10 protein-coding genes and 2 pseudogenes are annotated in these 15132 nt (G+C 54.1%); 10 read left to right on the top strand and 2 right to left on the bottom strand.

Annotated features, from left to right (window positions below):
• Positions 1–65: 65 nt before the first annotated feature.
• The 4 genes from syd (at position 66) to ACQ29O_RS18700 (ending at position 2802) form a co-directional block, all read left to right on the top strand.
• On the top strand, positions 66–611 hold the full coding sequence (syd, locus tag ACQ29O_RS18715) for a SecY-interacting protein (RefSeq protein ID WP_000343990.1): 546 nt from the start codon (positions 66–68) through the stop codon (positions 609–611).
• Positions 612–1222: 611 nt separating this feature from the next.
• On the top strand, positions 1223–1552 hold the full coding sequence (locus ACQ29O_RS18710) for a YqcC family protein (RefSeq protein WP_001747278.1): 330 nt from the start codon (positions 1223–1225) through the stop codon (positions 1550–1552).
• The gene (truC, locus tag ACQ29O_RS18705; RefSeq protein ID WP_000890026.1) at positions 1552–2334 is read left to right on the top strand and encodes a tRNA pseudouridine(65) synthase TruC; all 783 of its coding nucleotides are present in this window, start codon (positions 1552–1554) and stop codon (positions 2332–2334) included. Before ACQ29O_RS18710 ends, truC begins: the two co-directional genes overlap by 1 nt.
• 18 nt (positions 2335–2352) lie before the next feature.
• The gene (locus tag ACQ29O_RS18700; protein ID WP_253336080.1) at positions 2353–2802 is read left to right on the top strand and encodes a flavodoxin; all 450 of its coding nucleotides are present in this window, start codon (positions 2353–2355) and stop codon (positions 2800–2802) included.
• A 149-nt stretch (positions 2803–2951) separates the two neighbouring features.
• On the opposite strand, the gene ACQ29O_RS18695 is transcribed toward ACQ29O_RS18700, so the two are convergent.
• On the bottom strand, positions 2952–3203 hold the full coding sequence (locus ACQ29O_RS18695; protein ID WP_001540820.1) for a hypothetical protein: 252 nt from the start codon (positions 3201–3203) through the stop codon (positions 2952–2954).
• 79 nt (positions 3204–3282) lie between these two features.
• On the opposite strand from ACQ29O_RS18695, the gene gudP reads away from it, so the two are divergent.
• From gudP to ACQ29O_RS18675, 4 genes and pseudogenes are all read left to right on the top strand, one after another.
• Positions 3283–4641 carry a galactarate/glucarate/glycerate transporter GudP gene (gene gudP / locus ACQ29O_RS18690; protein WP_000097015.1) on the top strand — a complete coding sequence of 453 codons (1359 nt, stop codon included), beginning with the start codon at positions 3283–3285 and terminating at the stop codon, positions 4639–4641.
• Positions 4638–5979 (top strand): annotated as a pseudogene (locus ACQ29O_RS18685) (enolase C-terminal domain-like protein). Before gudP ends, ACQ29O_RS18685 begins: the two are co-directional and overlap by 4 nt.
• Positions 5980–5999: 20 nt before the next feature.
• A complete protein-coding gene (gudD, locus tag ACQ29O_RS18680; RefSeq protein WP_000107108.1) occupies positions 6000–7340 on the top strand; it encodes a glucarate dehydratase in 1341 nt (446 codons plus the stop codon).
• 77 nt (positions 7341–7417) lie between these two features.
• Positions 7418–8560 carry a glycerate kinase gene (locus ACQ29O_RS18675; RefSeq protein WP_000706485.1) on the top strand — a complete coding sequence of 381 codons (1143 nt, stop codon included), beginning with the start codon at positions 7418–7420 and terminating at the stop codon, positions 8558–8560.
• Between the two features lie 43 nt (positions 8561–8603).
• On the opposite strand, the gene barA is transcribed toward ACQ29O_RS18675, so the two are convergent.
• Positions 8604–11360 carry a two-component sensor histidine kinase BarA gene (gene barA, locus ACQ29O_RS18670; protein WP_000186394.1) on the bottom strand — a complete coding sequence of 919 codons (2757 nt, stop codon included), beginning with the start codon at positions 11358–11360 and terminating at the stop codon, positions 8604–8606.
• Positions 11361–11417: 57 nt separating this feature from the next.
• Here barA and rlmD point away from each other — a divergent pair.
• A pseudogene (gene rlmD / locus ACQ29O_RS18665) lies at positions 11418–12709 on the top strand (23S rRNA (uracil(1939)-C(5))-methyltransferase RlmD).
• Positions 12710–12760: 51 nt separating this feature from the next.
• Positions 12761–14995 carry a GTP diphosphokinase gene (gene relA / locus ACQ29O_RS18660; protein ID WP_000226838.1) on the top strand — a complete coding sequence of 745 codons (2235 nt, stop codon included), beginning with the start codon at positions 12761–12763 and terminating at the stop codon, positions 14993–14995.
• The last annotated feature ends 137 nt before the right edge of the window (positions 14996–15132 follow it).

The raw sequence follows: 15132 nt of genomic DNA, 5'->3' as shown, positions 1-15132 counted from the left end.
TCACCGTCATAAACCAGATACACTATGCGTCAAGTGTATCCTGGCTTTTATGAAGAGAGAAACTGGTGGACGAACTGACAGCGCAGGCATTGAAAGCCTTTACGACGCGTTACTGCGACGCGTGGCAAGAAAAACACGGTAGCTGGCCGTTGAGCGAAGAACTGTATGGCGTACCTTCTCCGTGCATTATTTCTTCAACCCGCGATGCCGTTTACTGGCAGCCGCAGCCTTTTGAAGGCGAAGAAAATGTAAACGCGGTTGAACGCGCCTTTGATATTATGGTACAACCTGCGCTCCACGCGTTTTACACCACGCAGTTTGCTGGCGACATGCCCGCGCAGTTTGCGGATGAAAAGCTTACGCTACTGCAAACCTGGAGTCAGGATGACTTTCGGCGCGTGCAGGAAAATCTGATAGGCCACCTGGTCACGCAAAAGCGGCTCAAGCTTCCTCCCACGCTTTTTATTGCGACGCAGGAAAATGAGCTTGAGGTCATTTCGGTCTGTAATCTGTCCGGCGAGGTGATTAAAGAAACGCTGGGCACCCGTAATCGTACCGTTCTTGCCGCAACGCTTGCGGAATTCCTTACGCAACTTAATCCTCTTCTGTAATCGTTTGCCCTAACGGGTGTGAGAGATCTCTTACAAAGTCTGTAGGAGATCGCCAGGATAGCAGCGGATACTGAGCCCCGTTTTCTTATATAAATATATATAAAACAACATGTTAAAATGTTTTTGCGCACTTTCATATGAAAATTTACTTAAGGTATTGTCTGTAAGCGTCTTGTAAGACAAGGTGAAACAGGCGATTCTATCTTCGTCGACAGGGAGTCGTACAACGAAGCGAACGTCAGGATGATGACGCTTCGGCAGGACACGCCAGGATGGTGTTACAAGGAAAGGCTTCAGGATGAAGCAAAGTGGAAAGCGCAGGATGCGTTAAAGGACACCTCCAGGACGGAGAACGAGAGCCGATCAGGATGTTCGGCGGGTCTGGATGACCAGGGACGCTTCAGGAAGAAGCTATCACATCGGGCGATGTGCGCAGGATGCAAACGTTCAGGATGAACAGGCCGTAAGGTCACAGGAAAAGTTGTCACGGATGAGCAGGGAGCACGAAAAGTAGCTGGAATGCTGCGAAACGAACCGGGAGCACTGTTTATACAGTGCTCCCTTTTTTTTGTTATTCTTCGCGCCAGATTTTCATCATTGAGGTTTTTAACATGACGACTCATGACCGTGCGCGTCAGCAGTTACATGCGCTTGAAACGCTGCTGCGCGAGCATCGCCACTGGCGGCAGGATGCGCCGCAGGCGCACCTGTTTACCAGCACCCAACCATTTTTTATGGATACCATGGAACCGCTGGAATGGCTGCAATGGGTATTGATTCCACGTATGCATACCCTACTTGATAATGCGCAGCCGCTGCCCGAGGCATTTGCCGTCGCCCCTTATTATGAAATGGCGCTGGCGGCGGATCATCCGCAGCGGGAGGCGATCCTGGCGGTTTTGCAGGATCTGGATGCGCTATTCGTCCGCGATAAATCCTGATGCTGGAGATCCTCTATCAAGACCCGTGGCTGGTTGCCGTGAATAAACCCGCAGGCTGGCTTGTTCACCGGAGCTGGCTGGATCGCGACGAAAAAGTCGTGGTCATGCAAACGGTGCGCGACCAAATCGGCCAGCATGTTTTTACCGCCCACCGTCTCGACAGACCCACGTCGGGCGTACTGTTAATGGGGCTGTCCAGCGAAGCGGGACGCCGTCTGGCGCAGCAGTTCGAGCAGCACCACATCCGTAAACGCTACCATGCCATTGTGCGCGGCTGGCTGATGGATGACGCGGTACTGGATTATCCGCTGGTGGAAGAGCGCGATAAAATTGCCGATAAATTCGCCCGCGAAGATAAAGCGCCCCAGCCGGCTGTAACGCAGTATCGCGGACTGGCGACGGTCGAAATGGCGGTACCGACCGGGCGTTATCCCACCACGCGTTATGGTCTGGTTGAGCTAGAACCAAAAACGGGACGTAAGCACCAGCTCCGTCGTCATCTGGCGCATCTGCGTCATCCTATCATCGGCGACAGTAAACATGGCGATTTGCGACAAAACCGCAGCGCCGCAGAGCATTTTGCCTGTCGTCGCCTGATGCTTCATGCCAGTCGGCTTGAGCTGACGCACCTCTTCACCGGACAGCCGTTGATGATTCAGGCCGGGTTGGATGAAACCTGGATGCAGGCGCTGACACAGTTTGGCTGGCGTGGACTTCTCCCTGACAATGAAAGGGTTGAGTTTACGGCGGCGTCCCGGCAGGATGAGACTCATCAGGCATAATTCAGGGAGATACGCATAATGGCAGAAATTGGTATTTTTGTCGGGACCATGTATGGCAACTCACTGCTGGTGGCGGAAGAAGCGGAAGCGATCCTCGCCAGACAGGGGCACAGCGCGATCGTGTTTGAAGATCCTGAACTGTCCGACTGGCAGCAATATCAGGATAAGGTTGCGCTGGTCGTTACCTCGACGACCGGGCAGGGCGATCTACCGGATAGCATTGCGCCGCTCTTTCACGGCATTAAAGATACGTTGGGTTTTCAGCCAAACCTGCGTTACGGGGTGATTGCGCTAGGTGATAGCAGCTACCCCAATTTCTGTAATGGCGGCAAACAGTTTGATGCCCTGTTGCAAGAGCAAAGCGCGCAGCGGGTGGGGGAGATGTTATTCATTGACGCCAGCGAACATCCGGAGCCGGAGAGCCAGTCCAATCCCTGGGTTGAAAACCGGGGAACTTTACTTTCCTGAGGTAAATCCCTCCCCCCTACGGGAGGGTACCTTTTCGTTTGCTTGCGTTGCCAGTAAGCAAAATCACGACCTGTACACAGTGTAAAGTAACTGAATCGTGTTAGCTTTGGGCATATGCCCGCAAAAGCGGCAGTTTTTTACGGGCGTTTTCATGTAATCAAGCGACCTGTTTCACATTCTTCTCTTTTTATTCCTCCTGCGTCGACGCCGACGCCTTCTGATTTCATTTCCGTGAAGTGGCTTCCACTGTCCTGGGCTTTTGCCATAAACAGGCGTAATTCATCGCCAAAATACTGTGTTGTTGCACGGTGAGTGTGTGTGGCGCGCTTTTTATACTTCTCCTGCCAGTGAATAAAAGCATGCAGCGTGCAAAGCAAACGACCTAATAAAAGCTGCAACAAGGAAACGTTATCTCTGATTCCCTACCGGTTGTGCAGTTCAGAGTGAGCGTAGCTAACGCGAAATTTCAGGAGTGCAACAATGAGTTCATTAAGTCACGCGGCGAGCAGTGCGGAGAAACGCACGAACGCCCGCTACTGGATAGTGGTGATGCTGTTTATCGTCACATCCTTCAACTACGGCGACCGCGCCACATTGTCCATTGCCGGCTCAGAAATGGCCAAAGATATCGGCCTTGATCCGGTAGGCATGGGCTATGTTTTTTCTGCTTTTTCATGGGCCTATGTTATCGGGCAGATCCCGGGCGGCTGGCTGCTGGACCGCTTTGGTTCCAAACGCGTCTATTTCTGGTCTATTTTCATTTGGTCAGTCTTCACCCTGTTGCAGGGTTTTGTCGATATCTTTAGTGGTTTCGGCATTATTGTCGCCCTCTTTACGCTTCGTTTCCTGGTCGGTCTGGCGGAATCGCCTTCTTTCCCGGGCAACAGTCGCATCGTTGCGGCCTGGTTCCCGGCGCAGGAGAGGGGAACGGCGGTGGCCATCTTTAACTCCGCGCAATACTTTGCCACGGTTATTTTCGCGCCGATTATGGGCTGGCTGACGCACGAAGTGGGCTGGTCGCATGTCTTCTTCTTTATGGGCGGGTTAGGGATCATCATCAGCTTTATCTGGTTGAAAGTTATCCATGAACCAAATAACCATCCGGGCGTAAATAAGAAAGAGTTGGAGTACATCGCAGAAGGCGGCGCGCTGATCAATATGGATCAGAAAGACACCAAAGCGAAAGTACCGTTTAGCGTCAAATGGGGCCAGATCAAACAGCTGCTGGGCTCTCGTATGATGATTGGCGTTTACATCGGTCAGTACTGTATTAACGCATTGACCTATTTCTTTATTACCTGGTTCCCGGTCTATTTGGTCCAGGCGCGCGGCATGTCGATTCTCAAAGCGGGCTTTGTCGCCTCGGTTCCTGCAGTCTGCGGCTTTATCGGCGGCGTGTTGGGCGGCATCATTTCCGACTGGCTGATGCGTCGTACTGGCTCCCTGAATATCGCGCGCAAGACGCCGATTGTGCTGGGAATGTTGCTGTCAATGGTTATGGTGTTCTGTAACTATGTGAACGTGGAATGGATGATCATCGGCTTTATGGCGTTGGCCTTCTTCGGTAAAGGTATCGGCGCGTTGGGCTGGGCAGTAATGGCGGATACCGCGCCGAAAGAGATCAGCGGTCTTTCCGGCGGCTTGTTTAATATGTTCGGCAATATTTCCGGTATTGTGACGCCAATCGCGATTGGTTACATCGTTGGCACCACCGGTTCCTTCAACGGCGCGTTGATCTATGTCGGCGTACATGCCCTGGTGGCCATCATCAGCTATCTGGTGCTGGTAGGCGATATTAAGCGTATTGAACTGAAACCTGTCGCAGGACAATTATCATGACAACGCAATCCAGTCCCGTTATTACGGACATGAAGGTCATTCCGGTTGCCGGACATGACAGTATGCTACTCAACATCGGCGGCGCGCATAACGCGTACTTCACCCGTAACATCGTCGTCCTCACCGATAACGCCGGGCATACTGGCGTCGGCGAGGCGCCGGGCGGAGAAGTGATTTATCAGACGCTGGTCGATGCTATTCCGATGGTATTAGGCCAGGAAGTCGCCCGCCTGAACAAAGTGGTGCAGCAGGTGCATAAAGGCAACCAGGCTGCTGATTTTGACACCTTTGGCAAAAGGCGCATGGACGTTTGAACTGCGGGTTAACGCGGTGGCGGCTTTGGAAGCGGCGCTGCTTGATCTACTGGGACAGGCGCTTAATGTGCCGGTCTGTGAACTGTTAGGGCCAGGTAAACAGCGCGATGCCGTCACCGTGTTGGGCTATCTCTTCTATATTGGCGATCGCACTAAAACCGATCTGCCGTATCTGGAAAGCACGCCGGGCAGTCATGAATGGTATCGTCTGCGCCATCAGGAAGCGCTGAACAGCGACGCGGTCGTGCGGCTGGCGGAAGCGTCTCAGGATCGCTACGGCTTTAAAGATTTTAAACTCAAGGGCGGCGTGCTGCCGGGCGAACAAGAGATTGATACTATTCGCGCGCTAAAAAAACGCTTCCCGGACGCGCGTATTACCGTGGATCCGAACGGCGCCTGGCTACTGGATGAAGCCATTGCGTTGTGCAAAGGGCTGAAAGATGCACTGACCTACGCGGAAGATCCGTGCGGCGCGGAGCAAGGATTCTCTGGTCGTGAAGTCATGGCGGAGTTCCGCCGCGCGACAGGACTGCCGGTGGCGACCAATATGATCGCCACCAACTGGCGCGAAATGGGGCATGCGGTGATGCTCAACGCGGTAGACATTCCTCTTGCCGACCCGCATTTCTGGACTCTCACCGGCGCCGTTTGCGTGGCGCAACTGTGCGATGACTGGGGGCTAACCTGGGGCTGCCATTCGAATAACCATTTTGATATTTCACTGGCGATGTTTACCCATGTCGGCGCGGCGGCGCCAGGCAAACCCACCGCTATTGATACGCACTGGATCTGGCAGGAGGGCGATTGCCGCCTGACTAAAAATCCGCTGGAAATTAAAAACGGCAAAATTGCCGTTCCGGATGCGCCAGGACTGGGCGTGGAGCTTGACTGGGAACAGGTGCGAAAAGCGCATGACGCGTATAAAAAGCTGCCAGGCGGCGCGCGTAATGATGCAGGCCCGATGCAATACCTGATCCCCAGCTGGACTTTTGACCGCAAACGCCCTGTTTTTGGTCGTCACTAATTCTGAATAAGGACACAGTTATGAGTACTCAATTTACGACGCCTGTAGTGACTGAAATGCAGGTTATCCCGGTTGCGGGTCATGACAGTATGCTGATGAACCTGAGCGGCGCGCACGCCCCGTTCTTCACGCGCAACATCGTCATTATTAAAGATAACTCCGGCCATACCGGGGTCGGCGAGATTCCGGGCGGCGAAAAAATTCGCAAAACGCTGGAAGATGCGATCCCACTGGTGGTGGGAAAAACGCTGGGTGAATATAAAAATGTCCTGACCGCCGTTCGCAACCAGTTTGCCGATCGCGATGCGGGCGGACGCGGTTTACAAACATTCGATCTCCGTACCACTATCCATGTGGTGACGGGTATTGAAGCGGCAATGCTTGACCTTTTGGGCCAACACTTGGGCGTCAACGTCGCTTCGCTGTTAGGCGACGGTCAGCAGTGCAGCGAAGTCGAAATGCTGGGTTATCTGTTCTTTGTCGGTAATCGCAAGGCTACGCCGCTGCCGTATCAGAGCCAGCCGGATGAGCAATGCGACTGGTATCGTCTGCGCCATGAAGAGGCGATGACGCCGGAAACGGTAGTGCGTCTGGCGGAAGCCGCCTATGAAAAATACGGCTTCAACGACTTCAAACTGAAAGGCGGCGTGCTGGCGGGCGAAGAAGAGGCCGAGTCAATCGTGGCGCTGGCGAAACGTTTCCCACAAGCGCGCGTCACGCTCGATCCAAACGGTGCCTGGTCGCTGAACGAAGCGATCAGCATTGGTAAATACCTGAAAGGTTCTCTGGCCTATGCAGAAGATCCGTGCGGCGCGGAGCAGGGTTTTTCCGGACGTGAAGTGATGGCGGAATTCCGTCGCGCGACCGGATTACCGACGGCCACCAATATGATAGCGACCGACTGGCGTCAAATGGGGCATACGCTGTCGCTGCAATCCGTCGATATCCCGCTGGCGGACCCGCACTTCTGGACTATGCAAGGCTCTGTACGCGTGGCGCAAATGTGTCATGAGTTCGGTCTGACCTGGGGCTCGCACTCTAACAACCACTTTGATATTTCGTTGGCGATGTTTACCCATGTTGCCGCGGCGGCGCCGGGCAAGATCACCGCGATCGATACCCACTGGATCTGGCAGGAAGGCAACCAACGTCTGACTAAAGAACCGTTTGAAATTAAAGGCGGCATGGTGCAAGTACCGACCAAACCGGGTCTGGGCGTTGAGCTCGATATGGATCAGGTGATGAAAGCGCATGAGCTCTATCAAAAACATGGCTTAGGCGCGCGTGACGACGCGATGGGAATGCAGTACTTAATTCCTGGCTGGACGTTTGATAATAAGCGTCCTTGCATGGTGCGTTAAGTCAGAACCGGTTCCGTAAGGAACCGGTTCTTCTCTGGGTGTATGCTTAACAGGATCAACATGCGTAAGGACGACTTATGAAAATAGTGATCGCACCAGACTCGTATAAGGAAAGTTTGAGTGCTCTTGAGGTAGCGACCGCCATTGAACAAGGATTTCGCGAGATCTGGCCTGACGCCGATTACCTGAAATTGCCGCTGGCTGATGGCGGAGAGGGTACTGTCGAAGCGATGGTTGAAGCGACGGCGGGTCGAATCGTGCATGTTGAGGTCACCGGGCCGTTGGGGCATCGCGTCAATGCGTTTTATGGGCTTTCCGGCGATGCGCGTTCCGCATTCATTGAAATGGCGGCCGCCAGCGGGCTGGAGCAGGTGCCGCCCGCGCAACGCGATCCGTTGAAGACCACGTCATGGGGAACCGGCGAGCTGATCCGTCATGCGCTGGATGCGGGCGTTGAGCATATCATTATTGGTATCGGCGGTAGCGCCACCAACGATGGCGGCGCGGGGATGGTACAGGCGCTGGGGGCCAGGCTACGGGATGCGCAGGGCAATGATATTGCGCAAGGCGGCATTGGGCTGGAAACACTCGCCAGCATTGATATCAGCGGCCTGGATAAGCGTTTGTCGGCGTGCCATATAGAGGTCGCCTGCGATGTCACGAATCCCCTTACCGGCAAAGAGGGCGCGTCTGCGGTTTTTGGTCCGCAAAAAGGGGCGACGCCGGAAATGATTGAACGCCTGGAGACGGCATTGACTCGCTATGCGCATTTGATTGCTCGCGATCTGCATGTCGATGTGTTGGATCTGGCAGGCGGCGGCGCGGCAGGCGGCATGGGGGCGGCGTTATACGCGTTTTGCGGCGCGCAGCTACGGCGTGGCATTGAGATTGTCACCGATGCGCTTCATCTGGAAGCGTGTCTTGCGGATGCTGATTTAGTCATCACCGGCGAGGGACGCATCGACAGCCAGACCATTCACGGTAAAGTCCCTATTGGCGTGGCAAACATCGCCAAACGGTATAACAAGCCGGTAATTGGTATTGCGGGTAGCCTGACGGAGGACGTTGGCGTGGTTCATGAACATGGGCTTGATGCCGTTTTCAGCGTGATTTATACCATCTGCACGCTGGAGGACGCGCTGAAGAATGCGAGTGAAAACGTACGAATGACCGCGCGCAACGTGGCTGCAACGCTGAAAGCGGGGCAACAATTACGCTGAGTTGTAGGCCGGATAAGGCGGTCACGCCGCCATCCGGCGAATATCAGCCTAATATCTTCTTCGCTTCACGCGCGACATTATCCATCTCATCCAGCAGCTCCAGAAACTCAGGCTCCAGCTCCTCTTCGTGGACGCCGCTGCGAAGCTGTTGCTCAATAAGCTGGCAAAGGTTCTTCATCCGCGGTACGCCGCTATAGCCGCAGCTCCCGTGTAGCTTATGGACCAGATCGACCAAACCGTTGGGATTTTCTCCCACCAGTTGTTCTTCAATTTTGTTGCGCACTTCCGGCAGAAAATCAATCAGCATTTGCAGCATATCCCGTGCCAGATCGGGCTTACCGGCAGCCTGGCGGAGCGCAAGCTGCCAGTCGAGCGTTGCATTCGGATTGAAGATAAACTCAGCCGGTTCCGGCGCCATCAGGCGCGCTGCTACGTTGGCGCCAGGTTTATAGCGCAGCAACAGATTATGCAACTTCTCTTCTTCTATCGGTTTAGCCAGATAGTCGTTCATGCCCGCGCTGAGCAATTTCTCTTTTTGCCCGGCCATCGCATGTGCCGTAACGGCAATAACCGGTGTTTGCTGCTGATGAGGAAGCTGGTGAATCAATTCGCAGGCGCGTATGCCGTCCATATCCGGCATCTGAATATCCATCAAAATCAGATCAAACTGCATTTGTTTCGCCCGATCCACCGCCTGATGTCCGCTATCACAAAGTTCTACGTGCTGGACTTTATCTTCCAGTAACGCGCCGATAAGCTTCAGATTAGCGGGATTATCATCAACCGCCATAACCGTCATGGTGATTTTACTGGTATCCATTAGCAGCGGTTCAGGATGGTGATTCAACTGGCAATATTCCGTCAGCGCTGGCAACAGGCGCGTTGACGTCAATGGTTTTAACAGACAGGCCGCCGCGCCTCCTTGTTTCAGCTTTTCGGCGTTAATTTGCGCATGGCAAGGTAGCGCCAGCAGTAGAAAGTCCGTCATTGACGCTGCTTTCGCCAGACGTTCATGCTGCATGGTGAGCGGCTCGCGGAAGGTCACCGGAACGCTCAAAATCATAATATCGTAGTGCGCTAACGGCAGCGCGGAGAAGGTCGGGCTGTAAACCACTTCCACCGGCGTGTCGCTCAGCAGATCCAGGGTACATTGCGCGGCGGTAGCATTCGGTTCGATATAAGCCAGTCGTTTCCCGGCCAGACACGCGGTCGACGGCCCGTCAATAATGACATTTGGGTTAAGATCAAGATGAATATGAAACCAGAAGGTCGAGCCGCGATTAGGCTGGCTGTGGAAAGAGATATCCCCGCCCATTTCGTTGACCAGCTTTTGCGTAATCACCAGCCCAAGCCCGGTGCCGCCGTGACGGCGAGAAATACTGGCATCGGCCTGGCGAAACGCCTGAAACAGTCGAGACTGGTCGCGTTCCGGAATGCCGATCCCCGTATCGCGGATCTGCACTTCAATCTGTACTTTGGTGTTACTGAGCGCCCGCTTTTCTACCAGAATATCGATATTGCCACTCTCGGTGAACTTAATGGCATTGCCCACCAGATTAGTAATGACCTGTTGCAGGCGCAGCGGGTCGCCAATCACATTATCCGGGACGTCGTTTTTAATATTTAACGTCAACTCCAGCCCTTTATCATGCGACGAGTGAGCCAGCAGCGTAACCACTTCATCCAGCGTGTTGCGCAGTGGAAAAGGGATACTTTCCAGAATGAGCTTACCGGCTTCCAGCTTGGAGAAATCAAGCACGTCATTAATGATCGCCAGCAGATTATTCGCGGAACGCTCAATGGTGTTCAGATGGTCGCGCTGGGTGGGGTTCAGCTCCGTTTTTAATGTCAGGCGGGTAAAGCCAATGACGCCGTTCAGCGGCGTTCGCAGTTCGTGCGACATGTTTGCCAGGAACTCCGACTTAATACGCGCCGCTTCCTGGGCGCGCTTTTTCGCCAGATCCAGCTCAACGTTTTGGATTTCCATCTGCTCAAGGGTTTCACGCAGGTCCGAGGTGGCCTGATCGATATTATGCTGCATCTCTTCGTGATAGGCGGCAAGCGACATCGCCATGGAATTAATGCCGTTTTTCAGCATGTCCAGCTCGCCCAGCATAAATCCTTCCACCCGGCTATCCAGTTGTCCGCGGCGAATGCGGTCAACGGTATTCACCATATTACGGATAGGCCCGGTGACATCGCGCATAAGCCGCCAGCCAAAGATCAGCGCAATGCCAATACAAAAAAGCATCATCACGCTGGAGATAAAAATCTCTTTGTATTGCTGTAGCCTGACCGACTTGAGATCCAGTTCAAGCGCCACATACCCCAGCATATTTTTGGTATTTTTTGCGTCGGCAATCGCTGACTCGTCCGGCGAATAGCTCTCCGAGATAATCGGGGTGCGCAGAATCATAATATCGCCGTGGCGATCGACGCTCAGACGACGTGGAAACGGCGCTCCGGCGGGAAGCTGCATCTGTGAGGGGTCCAGATGGAAATTAGACGTTACAAACAGGCGGTTATGATCGTCATAAACGGAAATTGCCCGCACAATATCAGAGTGTCTGCGGTGCAGGACGCTGATAAGTTGGCCGATAGACTCTCGGTTTTGTAAGTTCATACCATATTCGCTGGAGACGGCGAGCGGTTCAATAATACTGGCGCCGGCATCTTCCAGTTGACGCTGCAGGTCGTTATAGCGGTGCACTACAAAAAAGATACTGAGCAGCAAACCTATCAGGACGGTCGGGGCCAGGATCAGAATCATCATGCGTGCGCGCAGGCTGTAGTTGGTCATGGAGTTCCGTTATGGGACAATTAGGGTCACACTGTTAAATTGAGAAAAAGCTGGTCGATGGCGCAATTCTACTCTGCAAAACGGCGCGTGACGACGCGTCAGATCATAACCGTTAAAGTCAATGACCTCGATTCATTTGGTCAGGGCGTAGCCCGTCATAACGGAAAAGCGCTGTTTATCCCCGGTTTATTGCCTGAGGAAAGCGCAGAAGTCATTATTACAGAAGATAAAAAGCAATTTGCCCGCGCACGCGTTTCGCGCCGTTTGAATGATAGCCCGGAACGAGAAACGCCGCGCTGCCCGCATTTTGGCGTCTGCGGCGGTTGTCAGCAACAGCATGTCAGCATCGCCCTGCAACAACGCAGCAAAAGCGCGGCGCTGGCGCGTTTGATGAAACACGAGGTGAATGACATCATCGCCGGCGCGCCCTGGGGTTATCGGCGTCGTGCGCGGTTAAGTCTGAATTGCCCGCCGGATAAACCGCTGCAAATGGGATTTCGCAAAGCGGGTTCCAGCGATATCGTCAATGTCGAACAGTGCCCTGTTTTGGCGCCCCAGCTTGCAGCATTGCTGCCCCGAATCAGGGCGTGTCTGGCGAGTTTACACGGCAACATCTTGGGCATGTTGAGCTGGTACAGGCGGGAAGCGGTACGCTGATGATTCTGCGCCATACCGCGCCATTAAGTGCGGCGGATAAAGAAAAACTGGAACGCTTTTCGCATTCTGAGGGATTGTCTCTGTTTCTGGCGCCGTTTAGCGAGATACTGGAAACGGTATCTGGCGAAGCGCCCTGGTATGATTCGCACGGCTTACGTTTAGCCTTCAGTCCGCGAGACTTTATTCAGGTTAATGAGGCGGTAAACCAGCAAATGGTCGCCCGCGCGCTGGAGTGGCTTGATGTGCGCGCCGAGGATCGTGTCCTGGATCTGTTCTGCGGAATGGGGAATTTTACGCTGCCGCTGGCAACGCGCGCGGCAAGCGTGATTGGGGTTGAGGGCGTTCCGGCGCTGGTAGAAAAAGGCCGTGAAAACGCCATCCGCAATGGTTTACATAATGTGACATTCTTCCATGAGAACCTGGAGGAAGATGTCACGAAGCAGCCGTGGGCGAAAAACGGCTTTGACAAAGTCTTACTCGATCCTGCGCGTGCGGGGGCTACAGGAGTGATGCGACATATTATAAAATTAAAACCTATTCGCATTGTTTATGTATCCTGTAACCCGGCGACGCTGGCGCGCGATAGTGAAGCGCTGGTCAATGCGGGATATGAGGTTACGCGTTTAGCGATGCTCGACATGTTCCCGCACACAGGACATCTGGAATCAATGGTTCTGTTCGAGCGCATGTAATGATTACCGGCTTACCGACTTCGGTAGGCCTGGTCCCTTAAGGAGAGGACGATGGTCGCGGTAAGAAGTGCACATATTAATAAAGCTGGTGAATTTGATCCGAAGAAGTGGATCGCAAGCCTGGGAATTTCCAGCCAGCAGTCGTGTGAGCGCTTAGCCGAAACCTGGGCGTATTGCCTGCAACAGACACAAGGACATCCGGATGCGGATCTGTTGCTGTGGCGTGGCGTGGAGATGGTAGAAATTCTTTCCACGCTGAGTATGGATATCGACACGCTGCGGGCGGCGCTACTGTTCCCTCTGGCCGACGCCAACGTAGTCAGCGAAGATGTACTGCGCGAAAGCGTCGGCAAATCTATCGTTACCCTGATTCATGGCGTGCGCGATATGGCGGCGATCCGTCAGCTAAACGCCACTCATAACGACTCTGTTTCTTCGGAGCAGGTTGATAACGTCCGTCGAATGTTATTGGCGATGGTGGATGATTTCCGCTGCGTGGTGATCAAACTGGCCGAGCGAATCGCTCATTTGCGCGAAGTGAAAGAGGCGCCGGAAGATGAGCGCGTGCTGGCGGCGAAAGAATGTACCAACATCTATGCGCCGCTCGCTAATCGTCTGGGCATCGGGCAACTGAAGTGGGAACTGGAAGACTACTGTTTCCGCTACCTGCATCCGGCGGAATACAAACGCATCGCCAAACTGCTGCATGAGCGCCGTCTCGATCGCGAACATTACATCGAAGAGTTTGTTGGACATCTGCGCGCCGAAATGAAAAACGAAGGCGTGCAGGCGGAGGTCTACGGACGACCAAAACATATTTATAGCATCTGGCGCAAAATGCAGAAAAAGCATCTGGCGTTTGATGAACTCTTTGACGTGCGCGCCGTGCGTATTGTCGCTGAACGTCTGCAGGACTGCTACGCCGCGTTGGGGATAGTGCATACGCACTATCGTCACCTGCCGGATGAATTCGATGATTATGTCGCTAACCCGAAACCGAACGGTTACCAGTCTATCCACACCGTGGTCCTGGGACCGGGCGGTAAAACCGTTGAGATCCAGATCCGTACCAAACAGATGCATGAAGACGCCGAACTGGGCGTGGCGGCACACTGGAAGTATAAAGAAGGCGCCGCGTCCGGCGGCGTGCGCTCCGGTCATGAAGACAGAATTGCGTGGCTGCGTAAGCTGATCGCCTGGCAGGAAGAGATGGCCGATTCCGGCGAAATGCTGGATGAAGTGCGCAGCCAGGTGTTTGACGATCGGGTCTACGTTTTTACGCCAAAAGGCGACGTGGTTGACTTGCCTGCCGGATCTACGCCGCTCGATTTTGCTTACCACATCCACAGCGATGTTGGGCACCGCTGCATTGGCGCTAAAATCGGCGGCCGTATTGTGCCATTCACCTATCAGTTGCAGATGGGTGATCAAATTGAAATTATCACTCAGAAGCAGCCGAATCCCAGCCGCGACTGGCTGAATCCAAACCTGGGCTATGTGACGACCAGCCGCGGACGCTCGAAAATTCACGCCTGGTTCCGCAAGCAGGATCGTGACAAAAATATCCAGGCTGGACGGCAGATCCTCGACGATGAGCTGGCGCATTTGGGGATTAGCCTGAAAGAGGCCGAAAAACATCTGCTGCCGCGCTACAACTTTAATGAGCTGGAAGAGTTGCTGGCGGCGATAGGCGGCGGCGATATCCGTCTTAATCAGATGGTGAATTTCCTGCAATCGCAGTTCAATAAGCCGAGTGCGGAGGAGCAGGATGCAGCGGCGCTGAAACAGCTTCAGCAAAAAACATACGCGCCGCAAAATCGTCGTAAAGACGACGGGCGCGTGGTGGTGGAAGGGGTTGGTAACCTGATGCACCACATTGCCCGCTGCTGCCAGCCGATTCCTGGCGATGAAATTGTCGGCTTCATTACTCAGGGGCGGGGAATTTCCGTGCACCGGGCCGACTGCGAACAGCTGGCGGAACTGCGCTCCCATGCGCCGGAGCGGATCGTAGAGGCGGTATGGGGCGAAAGCTACTCGGCGGGATATTCGCTGGTGGTGCGCGTCCAGGCCAACGATCGCAGCGGCTTGCTGCGCGATATCACCACTATTCTGGCTAACGAAAAAGTCAACGTGCTGGGCGTCGCCAGCCGCAGCGACATTAAACAGCAGATCGCCACCATTGATATGACCATCGAGATCTACAACCTGCAGGTGCTGGGCCGCGTGCTCGGTAAGCTGAACCAGGTGCCGGATGTGATTGATGCACGGCGACTGCACGGGGGGTAAAGTGAAACGTTATTATCTACAAAGTAGTCTGATATATCTACCCGTTATACTTTACGTTGCCTGTGTGTTGGCATGGCCCGGCTCTCCGGGCCTCGCCCTAAAGGGCCGCCGTAAGTGGCGTTCACATCGGCCTTGCC

Origin of the sequence: Salmonella sp. GDC200615, assembly GCF_050574145.1 — a bacterium.
GTDB lineage: Bacteria > Pseudomonadota > Gammaproteobacteria > Enterobacterales > Enterobacteriaceae > Salmonella > Salmonella enterica.
The sequence above is the reverse complement of the archived record's forward strand: the minus strand, read 5'-3'. Positions and strand labels throughout refer to the sequence as shown.